Here is a 16,613-nt window from a genome sequence, read left to right as displayed (position 1 = left end):
GCTACGCAGCCGCTGGAACTTCGCGCACAAGCGAACCTGTGCCTTCCAGGCATGTTCGCGGATTGGTTGCGCGAGCGTTCGCTGGCGCGTGCGAAGCTCGTTGCTGACGCGCGGCACGAACCGGTAGTTCCAGGCGGACTCGGTAAGCAGTCGGCGTGCGTGTGCGTTGCCGGTCTTGGTAATCGCACCGCGTCGCAAAGTGGCGCCGCTGGAATGCTCCGAGGGGACCAGCCCGAGGTAGCCCATGAGTTGACGAGCAGTAGCAAAGCGCCCAATATCGCCAATCTCGGCTACCAGTCCGATGGCGCTGACCGTGTCGATGCCGCGCAGGGCGCGTAGTGCAGCCACGACCGATGCAACCTGTTCACACAGTACGCTGTGCTCCAGTGCGTCGCTGAGCCGCTCCACGCGAGCCTGGGTGTCCTCGACGGCATGCTGGTATTCGGCAAACGCCAACTGGTCGGCGCTTTGCTCAAACCGTTGATCGGCGATCCAGCGCAAGTGCATGCGGCTCCAGGCCGTCTTGCCCGGGTACACGCGTCCATGGCGCAGCAGGAATGCCTTGAGTTGCTGACGGGCCTTGAGTCGCATGTTCACGGCATCTTCGCGGGCACGCCACAGGTTACGCAGTGCCTCGTGCGCGGCATCGGGTATCCAGATCGCCTTGAGCTCGCCAGCCCGCGACAGTTCGGCCAGGCGCAGGCAGTCGCGACGGTCGTTCTTGATCCGGTCCGCGGCGTGGTGTCAGCGAGGGGGCGATCACCTGGCATTGGTAGCCATGTCCGGCGAGCTCGCGATACAAGCCATAGCCGGTTGGCCCTGCCTCGTACACCACGTTGACCTGTGCGGCTTCACCGTACTTGCGTAAAACCTTGTGCAGCGTCGGCACGTCATGACGGATGGTGCCAGCAAACCGCGCAGACTCCCGACCAGGTTCGCACACCGCAATCGAGATGGTGTCTTTGTGCACGTCCAATCCGACAAAAAACTTGATAATCTTGTCCATGGCCCGTCTCCTGAAGTTCTGCGCCTGGCCCACCCAGGCGTATGTGGCTCAGCACACTTCGGTGCGCAACCCACGATACCCGAGGCGGGCCCCTGCGGCCGGGTTCAGTCAGCAGCGACCATTATGTCTAGCCGACTCGGTCCTTTGTCGAGACTTGGCCAGGAATTTGATGCTCGAACCATAGCATGCGTATGAAACGCACGTTCACGACGTGTCGTTTGCGCTACCCGAGTTATTGGGTCAATGCTTGTCTGATATCTACTCCCCGCCATCCAAGCCGAGCTATCGCCTCCTCGCGTCGATCACGGTATCCCGGTTCGGCATGACCGTCCCCGTCACGCCCCGATCCGCTCCGCTTGCGCCGGCGGCAGCAGCGCGTCGCTGTCGTCCTTCAGCCCGACGCCCGTCAGCTGGAGCCTGCGCGCCTGCGTCATCAGGTAATGGAGCTTGTGCGCGGCGGCCGCGTGCGGCAGCCCTTCGGGCCGCACGTTCGAGATGCAGTTGCGCAGCGCGTCGTGGCAGCCGACCTTCGGCGCCCACGTCAGGTACACGCCGAGGCTGTCCGGCGAGCTGAGCCCCGGCCGTTCGCCGATCAGCATCGCGACGACCTTCGCGCGCAGCAGCTCGCCGATCTCGTCGCCGAGCGCGACGCGCGCCTGCTTTGCGACCACCACCGGGCCGATCCGCCAGCCGTCCGCGTCGAGCCGAGGCCGCACGGCCTGCAGCAGCGGCAGCGCCTGCTTCGCGGCCGCGAACGCCGACAGCCCGTCGCCGACCACGAACACGACGTCGGGCGCATCGTCGAGCGCCGCGCCGTAACCGGCCAGCAGCCCGCGGCTGTCATCGGAAAGCTTGCGACCGAGATCGGGCCGGCGCAGATAGTGGTCGCGGTCCGGCGCGGCGCTCAGCACGCCGAGCGTCGGCAGCAGGCCGGCCGCCTCGATCTCGCGCCGCAGCGCGTCCGCGTCGAGCGGCTGGTGCACGGCGTCGCGCGCCTGCGCATGCGACAGGTTGAAGGCCAGCAGCGGCGCGGTCGGCAGGCTGTTGCCCGCGCGGCCGAGCGCGATCCGCGCGTTCGTGAACGACTTCAGCTGGCCCCACGGATTCTTTTCGACGGCATCGCTCATGCTGACAACCCCATCCAGTCGTTCGCGCCGGCCAGAAGCGGCACGCGGGCCGACGCGGCGCGCAGCGCGCCGTGCGCATCGGCGATCTCCATCGTCTCCAGCCACTCCTCGAACTCCGGCGCGCGGCGCAGGCCGAGCACCTCGCGCACGTAGAGCTGGTCGTGGAACGACGTGCTCTGGTAGTTCAGCATCACGTCGTCCGCGCCCGGAATCCCCATGATGAAGTTGATGCCGGCCGCGCCGAGCAGCGTCAGCAAGGTATCCATGTCGTCCTGGTCGGCTTCCGCGTGGTTCGTGTAGCAGATGTCGCAGCCCATCGGCACGCCGAGCAGCTTCCCGCAGAAGTGATCCTCGAGCCCCGCGCGGATGATCTGCTTGCCGTCGTACAGGTATTCGGGCCCGATGAAGCCGACCACCGTGTTCACGAGGAACGGCTCGAACTTGCGCGCGACCGCATACGCGCGCACTTCGCAGGTCTGCTGGTCGACGCCGTGATGCGCGTTCGCCGACAACGCGCTGCCCTGGCCCGTCTCGAAGTACATGAGATTGTTGCCGACGGTGCCGCGCTTCAGCGACAACGCGGCCTCGCGCGCCTCGCCGAGCAGCGCGAGCGAGATCCCGAAGCTCGCGTTCGCCTTCTCGGTGCCCGCGATCGACTGGAACACGAGATCGACCGGCGCGCCCTTCTCGATCGCCGCGATCGTGTTGGTCACGTGGGTGAGCACGCACGACTGCGTCGGCACGCCGTAGCGTTCGCGGAACCCGTCGATCATCGCGAGCAGCTTCATGATCGCCGCGAGGCTGTCGGTCGCCGGGTTGATACCGATCATCGCGTCGCCGCAGCCGTACATCAGCCCGTCGAGCATCGACGCGGCGATCCCCTTCACGTCGTCGGTCGGGTGGTTCGGCTGCAGCCGCACCGACATCCGGCCGGCCAGCCCGACCGTGTTGCGAAAGCGCGTGACCACGCGGCGCTTGCGCGCGGCCGCGATCAGGTCCTGGTTGCGCATCAGCTTCGACACGGCCGCGACCATCTCGGGCGTGAGGCCCGGCGCGATCCGTTCGAGCGCCGCGCCGTCGGCCACGGGCGACAGCAGCCAGTTGCGGAAGTCGCCGACGGTCAGATGCGAGATTTCCGCGAACGCGGCTGCATCGTGATCGTCGACGATCAGGCGCGTGACCTCGTCGTCTTCATACGGGATCACCGCTTCGTTCAGGAACGCCTTCAGCGGCACGCCCGCGAGCGCGATCTTCGCGGCGACGCGCTCCTCCTCGCTCGCCGCCGCGACGCCGGCGAGCTGGTCGCCGGAACGCAGCGGGCTCGCCTTCGCGAGCAGCGTCTTCAGGTCCGCGAAGCGGTACGTGCGCGGACCGATCGTCTCCGTATAGGACATCGTGCGAGTCTCCTTCCTTGCCAAAAGCCGACGGCGCGCCCGTTCGACGGGGCGCGCCGGATGCCGTCAGGAACGGCCGTTCACCTTCGCCATGCTCACTCCTCCAGCAGCGCGTCGCCGGGCGCGCTCGCGCGCTGCGAACGGGTCGCGAGGAAGTACGCGTAGCCCACCGCGAGGAAGCCGACGAACACCAGCGCGACCAGCCCGTTGAAGTACACCATCGTGCCGAGACAGACGAGCGCCGCAAGAATCGCGAATGCCGGGAAGATCGGGTACAGCGGCGCGCGGAACGGCCGCGCCATGTTCGGCTGCGAGCGGCGCAGCTTGAACAGCGACGCCATGCTCACGATATACATCACGATCGCACCGAATACCGACATCGTCACGATGTTCGCGGTCAGCGTCTGGCCGCCGAACTGGATCAGCTCGTCGCTGTAGATCGCCGCGATGCCGACCACGCCGCCCGCGAGGATCGCGCGATGCGGAGTCTTGAAGCGCGGATGCACCTTCCCGAGCCATTCCGGCAGGTAACCTTCGCGGGCCAGCGCGAAGATCTGGCGTGAATAGCCGAGGATGATCCCGTGGAACGACGCGACGAGCCCGAACAGGCCGAGCCACACGAGCATGTGCATCCAGCCGCTGTTGGCGCCGACGATGTACTTCATCGCCTGCGGCAGCGGGTCGTTGATGTTCGCGAGCTTGGTCCAGTCGCCCGCGCCGCCGGCGAACACCATCACGCCGATCGCGAGCGCGACGAGGGTCAGGATCCCGGCCACGTAGGCGATCGGAATCGAGCGCTTCGGGTTCTTCGCTTCCTCGGCGGCCATCGCGACGCCTTCGATCGCGAGGAAGAACCAGATCGCGAACGGGATCGCCGCGAACATCCCGTGGAATGCGCCGACGCTGAAATGATCGGCGCCCGACCAGCCGCCCTTCATGAAGTTGCCCCACGTGAAGCCCGGCGACACGACGCCCATGAACACCAGCAACTCGAAGATCGCGAGCAGCGTGACGACGAGTTCGAACGTCGCGGCGATCTGCACGCCGACGATGTTCAGCGCCATGAACACGAGATACGCGCCCATCGCCGCATGTTTCGGTTCGAGCCCCGGAAACTGCACGTGCAGGTATGCGCCGATCGCGAGCGCGATCGCGGGTGGCGCGAACACGAACTCGACGAGCGTCGCGGCGCCGGCGAGATAACCGCCCGTCGGGCCGAATGCACGGCGCGCATACGCGAACGGGCCGCCCGCGTGCGGGATCGACGTCGTCAGCTCGGTGAAGCTGAAAATGAAGGTCGTGTACATCGCCGCGACGAACAGCGCGGTGACGACGAAGCCCAGCGTACCGGCGCTCGCCCAGCCGTAGCTCCAGCCGAAGTATTCGCCGGAAATCACGAGGCCGACCGCGATGCCCCACAGTTGCCAGGTCCCGAGCGTCTGCTGCAGCGCGGGCTGGCCGGACGACTTGGCGCCGGCGGCGGGCCGGCCATTCGACTCTGCTTTCATCGGACTCTCTCCTCAAATGCGCCGGGCCTGCCGGCCTGCGCGACTGAGAAACGATGCTAGAGAGTCATTAAACGACGTGTTATCGAAATTCGGCAAAGATCGCGGCTGACATTTCGCTGACGGAAACGCCGAGCCCGGCCGCGCGACGCGCTCCGATGCACCGGGCGCGCCCGCCTGACCGCCCCCCTGCGGCCACCGCCGCCGGCCGCGCGAAGCGGCCGGACGAATGCGCGCGGCAGGCTTACTGGCCGCTGCGCTGGTTGAACCAGCGGTCGAGCAGCTTGCCGGCCGCTTCGCGGCCGCCGAGGCCGAACGACAGCGCGACGGCCACCGCGATCGCGCCGAGCACGAGGCCGAACGCGAGCTGGACGATCTCGTTCGCGATGCCCATCGCGCGCAGCCCCATCGCGAACACGAGGCCGAGGATCGCGAATTGCGCGATGCGTGCGAACAGCACGCTGTGCTCGCGATCAGCCTGCTCGATCACGCGGCGCGCGAGGCCCGCGAGCCACACGCCGATCACGAGGATCACGCCGCCCATCAGCACATGGCCGCCGAATTCGATGAACAGCGTGACGACGTCGCGCACCTGCGAGAAACCGAGCCGGTTCGCGGCTTCGACCGACGCGAACAGCATCGCGAAGAACACGATCAGCCGCGCGACCAGCACCGACGGCTGCAGGATTCCCGAGAACACGCGTTCGACGCCGAGCACGGCCGGCAGCCCGTCGGCGCCGGCGGCTTCCAGCAGCTTCTGCGCGAGCGATGCGACGAAGCGTGCGAAGTAGAACGTGACGAGCACGATCACGATCGCCGCGACAATGTCCGGCACCGCGCCGAGGAACTGGTTCAGCATGTTGGTCGCGGGGCCCGAGATCGCGTCGATCTTCAGCGCGTCGAGCGCGGAGATCAGCGTCGGCACGAACACGAACACGTAGACGATCGTGCCGATCAGGCTCGACACGCGCACCGGCGTCGGGCTGTCGAGACGCTGCGTGAGGCGGTCGGCGCCGGCGGCGACGAGCAGGTTCGTCACGAGGCCGCGCAGCACGCGTGCGACGACCCAGCCGACGAAGCCGATCACCGCGGCCGCGAACAGGTTCGGCACGATCGCGAGCAGCTTGTCGACCATCCCCTGCACCGGCGACAGCAGCCCCGACAGCGCGAACGACGCGAGGATCGCCGGCAGGAACATCAGGATCACGAGCCAGAACAGCACGTCGCCGAGATAACCGCTCATCGGCTGCATGCCCGTGCCTTCGGACAGCTTGTCGTCGATCTTGCTCGCCTTCAGCGCGCGGTTCGCGAGGCTGCGCAGCAGCGACGCGATCAGCCACGCGATCAGCGTCAGCGCCGCGCCGCCGATCAGGTTCGGCAGGTAGTCGACGATGTGCGTGACGAGCAGCGAGAACGGATTGGAAACCGCGTACAGGTTGAGCACGTTGAAGATGCCCACCGCGGTGACGAGCAGCACGAGCCAGAACAAGCCGCCTGCGATGATCCGCTCGACGTACGCGCCCTGGCCGGTGCTTTCGTTGATCCGCTGATCGACCTTCAGCGCGCTGAGCAGGCGCAGCGCGCCGGCCCGCGCCACCACCGCGATCAGCCAGCCGATCACCAGGATGCCGATCGCGCCGGCGATCTTCGGCAGATATCCGCCTAGCGTGGTCTGCAGCGACGTGATGAAGCTGGAAGCATCCATTTCTTGTTCTCCCGAAAAACGTGGCGTTGCGATTGAACATCGACGAACTACCTGCGTACTTCGAATGGTGTGCGTTGCCGCTTGAGCAACTTACCCGAGAAAAATGACGCCTTCACCCGATTTCACCGTCTTTAACTTTAGTCATAGATCGCAGGGGGACAAGACCCCATTTCGGCAAATAAAAAGGGGCGGATTTGTCGGCCGCTACGCATTTCCGCAAGATTTATCCATTCGGGCCATGCTACCGTGGCTTCGGTTCTTGCCCGGACACGCCGATGACAGTCGAAACGAAAACCGACAAACCCGCGTGGGTCCGCTATGCGGCCAGCGTGGCGCGCGTCCACGAATACATCCGCGCGCACCTCGACGGCCCGCTCGACCTGAACCGGCTCGCCGAAGTCGCGTGCCTGTCGCCGTATCACTGGCAGCGCGTCTACCGCGCGCTGTACGGCGAGTCGATCGTGCTGACGGTGCGGCGGATGCGGATCGTGCGCGCGTCCGAGGATCTCGTCTGCACGGCGCGGCCCATCGACGAGATCGCGCGGCGCGCGGGCTACGGTTCGACGCACGCGTTCGCGCGGGCGTTTCGCGACGCATACGGCGTGCCGCCCGCGCAGCACCGGCGCACGGGCGTCCACCGGCCCATCTATCCGCTACAGAGAGGAGAGGAAGACATGTTCAAGCATGAAGTCGAGATCCGGCGCCTGCCGGAACTGCGCGGCTACGCGGTGGCGCACACCGGCGCGTACCTGAAGGTCGGCGACGCGTTCGCGCGAATCGGCGCATGGGCCGGGCAACACGGGCTGATCGGCCCGGGCGCGAAGATGATCGGGATTTTCTACGACGATCCGGACACGACACCGGAAGCGCAGCTGCGCGCGAAGGCCTGCTTCGTGCCGGCCGACGGCACGCCGGACGTCGAGCCCGTGCCGCCCGTCGAACGTGCGACGGTAGCGGGCGGCGAATACGCGGTGCTGCTGCATACGGGGCCGTATGCGGACCTGAAGACCGCCTACCAGTGGCTCTACGGCGACTGGCTGCGTCACTCGGGCCGCGAAGCCGCCGACGCGCCGCCGTTCGAGCTGTACCTCAACACGCCGATGGACGCGGCGCCGGCCGACCTGCGCACCGAGATTTACCTGCCGCTGCGCTGATCGAAGGGCCGGTGCGCCGGGGCGAGCCGGCGCGCTGTTCCAGGGCGATGTCCGTTGCGGGCGCCATGCCGTCGTTGGCGGTTCCGATGCCAGGCCGGCGATTGCGCGTCAGCCGGCCTGCGTCCCGCAGCCCGGGCAGAAGCGCGCGTCGGCGGCCAGCGCCGCGTGACAGCGGCTGCAAGCCTTGGCGCGCTGCGACGCGCCGCACTGCGCGCAGAAACGCGCATCCGCCGCGTTGAGCGCGCCGCAGCCCGCGCAGGCGAGCTGGCTCAGCGGCATGTTGCCGCCTTGGCCGACTTGACCATCGGCCGGCGCCTGCCAGCCCCAGCCGTGACGATCGCGACCGCGCGCATCGTGGCCGCCGTGCCCGTCCCGGCGCTGCCCGCCGTGATGCCCGCCGCCGCCACCGCCACCGCTATTGCTGTTGCCGTGCCCGCTGCCGTGCCCACCGCCGTGGCCACCCAGGATCCGTTTCAGAAAACTCATCGCACGCTCCTCAACGCGTGGCCCGCGCGCCGCCGAACGCCCCTGAGGACGACAGCAGCCGCAAGCCGTTGGCGACGACGATCAGGCTCGCGCCCGCGTCCGCGAATACCGCCATCCACATCGTGCCGAGCCCCGCGACAGTGAGGCCGAGGAACACGACCTTCACGCCGAGCGCGAAACCGATGTTCTGCACCAGCACGCGGTGCGTCGCGCGCGACAGCCGCACGAACGCGGGAATCTTGCGCAGGTCGTCGTCCATCAGCGCGACGTCGGCCGTCTCGATCGCCGTGTCGGTGCCCATCGCGCCCATCGCGAAACCGATGTCGGCCCGCGCGAGCGCCGGTGCGTCGTTGATCCCGTCGCCGACCATCCCGACCGCGCCCGCACCGCCAGCCGACAGTTCCTCGACCGCCGCGAGCTTGTCTTCGGGCAGCTGGTTGCCGCGCGCGTCGTCGATGCCGGCCTGCTGTGCGATGGCTTGCGCAGTGTGCGGGTTGTCGCCCGTCAGCATCGCGGTGCGGATGCCGAGCGCGTGCAGATCCGCGATCGCGTCGCGGCTCGTGTCCTTGATCGTGTCGGCCACCGCGAAGATGCCGAGCACGCGCGCGTCGTCGACCAGCACGACGACGCTCTTGCCCTGCCGCTCGAGCGCATCGAGCTTCGTTTCGAGGGCCGGCGAGCAGCGCTCGAGTTCCTCGACGAGCCGATGGTTGCCGAGCCAGTAGCGCGCGCCGTCGATCGTGCCGCGCACGCCGCGCCCGACCAGCGCTTCGAAGTCCTGCACATCGGCGAACGCCGCCGTTCCGGCGTCGCGCGCCGCGGCTGCGATCGCCTGCGACACCGGGTGATCCGAGCGCGCGGCGAGGCTCGCGCCGAGGTGCCGGATACGCTCGGCATCGACGTCGGTCGCATGCGCGTCGAAGTCGGTCTGCACCGGCTTGCCGTGCGTGATCGTGCCGGTCTTGTCGAGCGCGAGCCACGCGAGCTTGCGCCCTTCTTCCAGATAGACGCCGCCCTTCACGAGAATCCCGCGCCGCGCCGCGGCCGCGAGCCCCGACACGATCGTCACCGGCGTCGAGATCACCAGTGCGCACGGGCACGCGATCACGAGCAGCACCAGCGCGCGGTAGATCCAGTCGTGCCACGCGCCGCCCATCACGAACGGCGGCACCACCGCGACCAGCAGCGCGACCGCGAATACGATCGGCGTGTAGACGCGCGCGAACTGGTCGACGAAGCGCTGCGTCGGCGCCTTCGCGCCCTGCGCCTCCTCGACCGCGTGGATGATCCGCGCGAGCGTCGAGTTGGCAGCGACGGCCGTCACGCGGTATTCGAACGAACCCGCTTCGTTGATCGTGCCCGCGTACACGGCATCGCCGGCCGTCTTTTCGACAGGCAGGCTCTCGCCGGTGATCGGCGCCTGGTTGACCGTCGAGCGGCCCGCGACGACTTCGCCGTCCAGCCCGATCCGCTCGCCCGGCTTCACGCGCACGACCGCGCCGAGCGCGACCTGCGCGGCCTCGATCATGCGCCACGATCCGTCGGCATCCTGCACGGTCGCGGTGTCCGGCGCGAGCTGCATCAGGCCCTGGATCGCATTGCGCGCGCGGTCGAGCGACTTCGCCTCGATCAGCTCGGCGATCGTGAACAGCACCATCACCATCGCGGCTTCCGGCCACTGGCCGATCGCCATCGCGCCCGTCACCGCGATGCTCATCAGTGCGTTGATGTTCAGGTTGCCGTTGCGAATCGCGATCCAGCCCTTCTTGTACGTAGTGAGCCCGCACGCGAGCACCGCCGCGAGCGCGAGCGCCGCCGACAGCCACACCGGCAAGCCGGCCCAGGTCGCCCCCTCGGACGCGATCGCGGCGACGCCCGCCAGCGCCAGCGGCCACCAAGGCTTCGCGGGCACGTCGGCGACACGCGCTGACGGCGCGCCGGCCGCTGCGGCCTCGGGCGTCATGCCGAGCGTGCGGATCGCGCTTTCGATCGCCGGCTGGGCGCCCGGCACGTGCTCGACGGTCAGCATCCGCTGCATCAGGTTGAATTCGAGCGCCGATACTTCGCTCATCCCGCCGAGCTTCTTGCGGATCAGCGTTTCCTCGGTCGGGCAGTCCATCTGCATGATCCGGAACACGGAGCGCACGTGGCCCGACGCGGTCGCCTGCGCGACCGGCAGCGGTGCGAGCGTCAACGCAGCCGGCGCGCAGCATTCGCCGGCCGCATGGTCGTGGTCGTGGTCGTGGTCGTGGTCGTGGTCGTGGTCGTGGTCGTGGTCGTGGTCGTGGTCGTGGTCGGCATCGTCGTGCGCGGCGTGGTCGTGCGAGCACGCCGCGCCGTGTACATGCGCGTCGCCATGTGCATGATCGTGACCCGCATCGTCGTGCGAGCACGCGGCACCGTGCCGATGTGTGTCGCCGTGTGCATGGTCGTGATCGTGCCCCTCACCGTCGCCGCCATGATCATGGTCGTGGCCGCGCGATGCGGCGTCGCCGTGCGCGTGCTCGCCGACCGCCGGCACCTCGTCGGCAACGGTCGCCGCGTGCGTGTCGCGCGCGTCGGCGCAGCACGTGTCGGCGCCGCCGGCATGGCGGTGTCGTGGGTCGTGGGTACGCTGGGCGTCGGTCATGACAACCTCCTTTATGGCTTGACGGTGTAGAGTTAACACCCTGAAGCCACTACAAGGTCAACCCTTACACGGGAGAAAGGCATGAAGATTGGCGAACTGGCCAAAGCGGCCCGCTGCACCCCCGAAACGATCCGTTTCTACGAAAAAGAGGGGCTGATGCCGGACGCAGAGCGCACCGACGCGAACTACCGCAACTACACCGACGTGCACGTCGAACGGCTGCGCTTCATCCGCAACTGCCGCGCGCTCGACATGGCGCACGACGAGATCCGCGCGCTGCTGCGGCTCACCGACACGCCGGCCGACCGCTGCGATTCGATCAATTCGCTGCTCGACGACCACATCGGACACGTCGACGCGCGCCTCGCGGAACTCACGCATCTGCGCGACCAGCTCACCGAATTGCGCCGCCAATGCGTTGGCGAACATTCGGTCGAGGATTGCGGAATCGTGCATGGTCTCGCGACGATGGAAACCGTCGCGCCGGCCGCGAAGCGCTCGCACCTCGGCTGAAACCCTTGTGAAATAAGATAGTCTGATTGAAAATAGTTATATTCTTACTAGACATAGCATAACTATTCATGTCAACGAGCCGCCCGTCCCCGCTCGCACTGGCCGTCCTCGCGACGCTCACCGAAACGCCGATGCATCCGTACGGGATGCTGCAGCAACTGAAGGCCCGCGGGTACGACGAAGTCGTCAACGTGCGGCAGCGCACGAGCCTCTACCAGACGATCGACCGGCTGCTGCGCGACGGGCTGATCGCCGTGCACGACACCGAGCGCGACGGTGCTTTCCCCGAGCGCACGCTATATGCGCTGACCGAGGCCGGGCACACGGCGGGCCAAACGTGGCTGCATGCGCTGCTCGCGGAACCCGCGCGCGAATATCCGGTGTTCGGCGCCGGCCTCGCGTTCCTGCCGCTGCTCGATGCCGAAGATGCACGGCACCAGCTCGAACTCCGGATTGCCCGGCTCGACGCCGAGCGCGAACGCCTGGAGGCACTGCGCAACGCCGCGCAGGCCGACCAGGTACCGCGCCTGTTCCTGCTGCAGAACGAGCACGCGCTCGTGCTGCTCAATGCGGAGCTCGACTGGGCGCGCAGCGTCGTCGAACACCTGAAGATCGGCGCGCTGCGCTGGGTGGACGGCTGACAAGTCACGAAGGCCGATTCCCGCTGACAACGGGAATCGCCCCTGTCAAAGCACCTTGCCGGGATTCAGGATGCCGCGCGGGTCCAGCGCAGCCTTCAGGCGCCGCATCAGCCCGATTTCCGCGTCGCTGCGCGTGTGCGCGAGATAAGGACGCTTGAGCGCCCCGATCCCGTGCTCGGCCGACACCGAGCCGCCCATGTCCCGCACCACCGCGTACACGCAGTGATCGAGCGCATCGGCGTCCGCGTCGGTCATCGTGGCCAGCGACACGCCGATATGCACGTTGCCGTCGCCGACGTGGCCGAAGAACAGGCACGTGAGCGCCGGCCAGCGCACCCGCAGCGACGCCTCGCAGCGTTCGGCGAACGCGCCGAGCTCGCCCGTCGGCAAACTCACGTCGAAGTTGACGAGCTGCGGCAGCGCATCGATCGCGAGGCCTTCGCGCAGCGTCCACAGGTCGCGCGCCTGCCGCTCCGACGTCGCGAGCACCGCATCGTCCACGAGCCCTGCTTCGATCCCCGCCGCGAGGCCGGTTTCCAGCGCTTGATGCGCATCGCCGCCCGGCGCGCTCGTCGCGCACTCGATCAGCACCGCGAACCCGCCGTCACCTGCGAATGGCGCAGTGACGCCCGGCGTATGGCGCGCGACGTAGTCGTAGAACGCCGGCCACATCGCCTCGAAGCTGACGACCTCGGGCAGCGTGCGCACGCGGTTCCACAATCCGACCACCGCGTCGTAATCGCGTACGCGGCAGAGTGCGGTGGCCGGCGCGGCGAGCAACGGGTGCAGCCGCAGCACGGCGCGCGTGACGACGCCGAGCGTCCCCTCGCTGCCGATGAACAGCTGCTTCAGGTCGTAGCCCGCGTTGTTCTTCAGCATCCGGTTCATCGACGACACGACCGTGCCGTCCGCGAGCACGGCCTCGAGCCCGAGCACCTGATCGCGCATCATCCCGTAGCGGATCGCGCGCGTGCCGCCCGCATTGGTCGCGAGCATGCCGCCGATCTGGCACGAGCCGCGCGCACCGAGATCGACGCCGAACGTGAAGCCCGCTGCTTCCGCGGCTTCCTGCACCGTCTGCAGCGGCGTCCCGGCGCGCACGGTCATCGTGCCGGCCGCCGCGTCGAGCGCTTCGATGCCCGCGAAGCGTTCCATCGACAACACGACCTCGCCGCCGAGCGCGACCGCGCCGCGCGCGAGCCCCGTCAGCCCGCCTTGCGGCACGACCGGCTGGCCGAGCCGCGCGCATAGCGCGAGCGTGCGCGACACGTCGTCGACGCTGCGCGGGCGCACCAGCGCACGCGGCCGCACGCCGGCCGGCTCGTTGTACGCGGTGAAGTAACGCGGATCGATGTCGGCCGCGCGCGTGACGAGCGCGTCGCCCAGTTCGGCGACGAGCATGGCGCCGAGCGCATCGTCCGACAATGGCGCGCCGCCCTGTTCGCCGCCCGCGGCGGCCGGGTTCGGGTTCTGCATCGCGCGCGGCCCCGCTTACTTCGTCGAGATGTCGATATCGCCGAAATACTTCAGGCCGAGCGACTTCACCGTGCCGTCCGCCTTCAGCTTGTCGATCGCCGCGTCGAGCTTCGCCTTAAGCGCGTCGTCGCCCTTGCGCAGGCCGAATGCGATGCCGCTGCCGAGGATCCGGTCGTCGTGCACGGGCTGGCCGACGAACGAGAAGCCCTTGCCGTCCGGGCGCGACAGGAAGCCGCGCTGGCCGGACGGTGCGAGCACGAGCGTTGCGTCGAGGCGGCCCGCCACGAGGTCCGCATACGCCTGGTTCTGGTCCTGGTACGCGACGACCGCGACGCCGGCCGGTTCCCAGTGCGCCTTCGCGAAGGTTTCCTGGATCGACGCCTGCAGCACGCCGACGCGCTTGCCCTTCAGCGATTCGGGCGTCGGCAGCAGGCCGCTGCCGGTGCGCGCGATCAGCTGGGTCGGCACGCGATAGATGATCGTCGTGAAGTCGATCGCCTGGCGCCGCTGCTCGGTCGCGTTCATCGCCGAGTTGATCGCGTCGAACTTGCGGCCCTTCAGCGCGGGAATCAGGCCGTCGAACGACGTCTCGACCCATTTGCACGACAGCTTCGCCGTCTGGCAGACGGCATTGCCGACGTCGATGTCGAAGCCCTGCAGGTCGCCGTTCGGCGCTTTCGATTCGAACGGCGGGTATTGCGCCTCGAGGCCGAAGCGCAGCGTCTGCGTATCGGCGAGCGCCGCGCCGGAGCCGATTGCGCACGCGAGTGCGAATGCGAGTTTCAGGGTTGCCGTGTGCTTCATCGTGATCTCCTTGGTCTGGTCGATGCGACGTCCTCGTCGCCGGTTTCCTTGCTTACAGCGAACGCAGCCGCCGCGCGCCTTCGACCAGCGTCGCGTCGTCCTTCGAAAAACTGAGCCGGATCACACCGGCGTCGGTGCCGTCGGTATAGAACGCCGACAGCGGAATCGTCGCGACGCGCGCGTCGCGGATCAGGCGCAGCACGAAATCGCTGTCGCTTTCGTCCGAGAAGTGCCGGAAGCGCGCGAGCATGAAGAACGAGCCTTCGCTCGGCAGCAGCTCGAAACGCGAATCGGCCAGCTCGCGCGCGAGCAGGTCGCGCTTGGCCTGGTAGAACGCCGACAGGCCGAGATAGCCGTCCGGCCGCGCGAGGATCTCCGCGAACGCGACCTGCATCGGCGTGTCGGCAGCGAACACCATGAACTGGTGCACCTTGCGGATCTCGTCCATCAGCTCGGCCGGCGCGAGGCAGTGACCGACCCGCCAGCCGGTCACGTGGAACGACTTGCCGAACGACGACACGATCACGCTGCGCTCGGCCAGCTCGCGGTGGCGCGCCACACTCTGATGCAGCGCGCCGTCGAATACGACGTGCTCGTAGACCTCGTCGGACAGGATCACGATGCCGGTGTCGCGCGTGAGCTGCGCGAGCCGCTCGAGATCGTCGGCCGAGAACACGGTCGCGGTCGGGTTGTGCGGCGTGTTCACGATGATCATCCGCGTGCGCGGCGTGATCGCCGCGGCCACCTCGTCCCAGTTCACGCGGAAATGCTCGGGCGACAGCTTGATCGCGACCGGCGTCGCGCCCTGCAGCCGCACGATCGGCGCATAGCTGTCGAACGACGGCTCGAAATAGATCACCTCGTCGCCCGGATGCACGAGCGCGCTGATCGCCGCGTACAGCCCTTCGCTCGCGCTCGCGATCACCGTGATCTCGGTCGCCGGGTCGTAGCGCGTGCCGTACAGCGCCTCGGTCTTCTCGGCGAGCCGCTCGCGCAGCGCCATCACGCCGGCCATCGGCGAGTACTGGTTGTGCCCGTCGCGCATCGCGCGCGCGACGCCTTCGACGAGCGCCGGATCGGGCGCGAAATTCGGCGCGCCCTGCGACAGGTTCAACGCATCGTGTTGCGCGGCCAGCTGGCCGATCACCGTGAAGATCGTCGTGCCGACGTCGGGCAGTTTCGAACGGGGCGCGGTGGCGCTTCGCATGACTCCTCCTTCTGATGTCCTTCGGGCTGGCCCGCGCGACACGCGCGGCCCTGCATCTGCCGCATGATTTAGCCCCAGCCAATATCGGCGGACAATCGAAAGTTCGTCATGGCGGCCATGCATTTTTCTCATGGCTCACGGTGTGAAGCACGCAGCGGCAAGGCTGAACTGCCGGCCTGATATGCGAATCAGGCATTACCCGTAGGGGATGCTACGCGCCCGCCGCCGCCAGATACGCGAGCAGCACGGCCCGCAGCTCGCCGCGCAGCGCGGCGAAGTCGAGCGCGGGCCCGAGCGTCAGCAATGCCTGCGAGAGGCCGCCGTAGCAGACCGTATGCGCCATCCGCGCGAGCCCGTCGAGCCGCGCGGCCGGCGGCGGATCGGCCGCGTGCGCGAGCGCGTCGCGCCACAGCGCGACATATGCGTCGTAATGCCGGCGGTATGCGGCGAGCGGCGACACCTGCCGCTCCAGCGCGAAGAACGCGCTCCACAGCGCGGCGTCGGCGCCGATCGCGTCGACCTGCAGGTCGACGAGCGCCACGGCGAGTTCGGCCCGCGGCGCGCCGCGCAGCCGCTCTGCCGCATCGCGCAGCCGGTCGGCCATCGCCAGCACATACCGGTGGATGCAGAGCGCCGCGAGGCTCTGCTTGTCGCCGAAATACTCGTAGAAGGTGCCGATGCTCACGCCCGCGACGGCCGCGATCTCGCGGATCGTCGCCTTCGCGTAGCCGCGTTCGAGCAAAAGCCGAACGAACGCCTGCTGCAGCGCGTCGGAGCTCGCCTGCGCGCGCGACTGGCGCGGCCGGCGGCGCAACGCGGGCGCGGGTTGCGCCGCCGGCTGGCCGGGCGGCGCCGGAACCTGAACATGTCGCGGCGGCATATTTGCTACTCTGGAATTCAGCAGGGAATGCGTTTACCGGGAGCCGGAACCAGCGCCGCAGCGCCATCCGTGTTGCATGACGCCGG

Annotated in this window: 13 protein-coding genes and 1 pseudogene; 3 read left to right on the top strand and 11 right to left on the bottom strand. The window is 68.2% G+C overall.

The features are described 5' to 3' along the window. The 5 genes and pseudogenes from BT264_RS27900 to BT264_RS27875 form a co-directional block, all read right to left on the bottom strand. Positions 1–1,006 (bottom strand): annotated as a pseudogene (locus BT264_RS27900) (IS110 family transposase); the annotation flags it as partial. Between the two features lie 335 nt (positions 1,007–1,341). After that, positions 1,342–2,133, bottom strand: a complete 792-nt coding sequence (gene eutC / locus BT264_RS27890) for an ethanolamine ammonia-lyase subunit EutC (RefSeq protein WP_072442699.1) — start codon at positions 2,131–2,133, stop codon at positions 1,342–1,344. Then, on the bottom strand, positions 2,130–3,527 hold the full coding sequence (locus tag BT264_RS27885; protein ID WP_072442697.1) for an ethanolamine ammonia-lyase subunit EutB: 1,398 nt from the start codon (positions 3,525–3,527) through the stop codon (positions 2,130–2,132). Before BT264_RS27885 ends, eutC begins: the two co-directional genes overlap by 4 nt. Before the next feature lie 95 nt (positions 3,528–3,622). Next, on the bottom strand, positions 3,623–5,035 hold the full coding sequence (gene eat / locus BT264_RS27880) for an ethanolamine permease (protein WP_072442695.1): 1,413 nt from the start codon (positions 5,033–5,035) through the stop codon (positions 3,623–3,625). 241 nt (positions 5,036–5,276) lie between these two features. Next, positions 5,277–6,737 carry a mechanosensitive ion channel gene (locus BT264_RS27875; RefSeq protein WP_072442693.1) on the bottom strand — a complete coding sequence of 487 codons (1,461 nt, stop codon included), beginning with the start codon at positions 6,735–6,737 and terminating at the stop codon, positions 5,277–5,279. A 275-nt stretch (positions 6,738–7,012) separates the two neighbouring features. Between BT264_RS27875 and BT264_RS27870 the strand changes: the two genes are divergently transcribed. Further along, positions 7,013–7,891 carry an AraC family transcriptional regulator gene (locus BT264_RS27870; protein WP_072442691.1) on the top strand — a complete coding sequence of 293 codons (879 nt, stop codon included), beginning with the start codon at positions 7,013–7,015 and terminating at the stop codon, positions 7,889–7,891. A gap of 108 nt (positions 7,892–7,999) precedes the next feature. Here BT264_RS27870 and BT264_RS27865 read toward each other — a convergent pair whose 3' ends face one another. Then, on the bottom strand, positions 8,000–8,377 hold the full coding sequence (locus BT264_RS27865; RefSeq protein ID WP_072442690.1) for a zinc ribbon domain-containing protein: 378 nt from the start codon (positions 8,375–8,377) through the stop codon (positions 8,000–8,002). Positions 8,378–8,387: 10 nt separating this feature from the next. Beyond that, entirely contained in the window at positions 8,388–11,006 is a 2,619-nt protein-coding gene (locus BT264_RS27860; protein ID WP_072442688.1) for a heavy metal translocating P-type ATPase, read from the bottom strand. A gap of 81 nt (positions 11,007–11,087) precedes the next feature. Here BT264_RS27860 and cadR point away from each other — a divergent pair, with 81 nt between their 5' ends. Together cadR and BT264_RS27850 are read left to right on the top strand one after the other, a co-directional pair. Continuing rightward, positions 11,088–11,519, top strand: a complete 432-nt coding sequence (cadR, locus tag BT264_RS27855) for a Cd(II)/Pb(II)-responsive transcriptional regulator (protein WP_034183852.1) — start codon at positions 11,088–11,090, stop codon at positions 11,517–11,519. Positions 11,520–11,587: 68 nt separating this feature from the next. Then, positions 11,588–12,160: a PadR family transcriptional regulator gene (locus BT264_RS27850; protein WP_072442686.1), complete on the top strand. Its 573-nt coding sequence runs from the start codon at positions 11,588–11,590 to the stop codon at positions 12,158–12,160. A 45-nt stretch (positions 12,161–12,205) separates the two neighbouring features. On the opposite strand, the gene BT264_RS27845 is transcribed toward BT264_RS27850, so the two are convergent. The 4 genes from BT264_RS27845 to BT264_RS27830 all read right to left on the bottom strand — a co-directional run bounded on the left by BT264_RS27845 (position 12,206) and on the right by BT264_RS27830 (position 16,527). Next, positions 12,206–13,636 (bottom strand): FAD-binding oxidoreductase, encoded by a 1,431-nt coding sequence (locus BT264_RS27845; protein WP_072442685.1) that lies wholly within the window; start codon positions 13,634–13,636, stop codon positions 12,206–12,208. A 15-nt stretch (positions 13,637–13,651) separates the two neighbouring features. After that, entirely contained in the window at positions 13,652–14,440 is a 789-nt protein-coding gene (locus BT264_RS27840) for an ABC transporter substrate-binding protein (RefSeq protein WP_034183849.1), read from the bottom strand. A 52-nt stretch (positions 14,441–14,492) separates the two neighbouring features. After that, complete coding sequence (locus tag BT264_RS27835; RefSeq protein ID WP_072442683.1) at positions 14,493–15,647, bottom strand: pyridoxal phosphate-dependent aminotransferase; 1,155 nt, start codon at positions 15,645–15,647, stop codon at positions 14,493–14,495. 211 nt (positions 15,648–15,858) lie between these two features. Next, positions 15,859–16,527 (bottom strand): TetR/AcrR family transcriptional regulator, encoded by a 669-nt coding sequence (locus BT264_RS27830; protein WP_072442682.1) that lies wholly within the window; start codon positions 16,525–16,527, stop codon positions 15,859–15,861. Positions 16,528–16,613 lie beyond the last annotated feature (86 nt).

It is taken from the genome of Burkholderia sp. NFPP32 (assembly GCF_900119325.1).
GTDB classification, from domain to species: domain Bacteria; phylum Pseudomonadota; class Gammaproteobacteria; order Burkholderiales; family Burkholderiaceae; genus Burkholderia; species Burkholderia pyrrocinia_C.
This window is presented reverse-complemented; position numbering and strand designations above follow the sequence as displayed.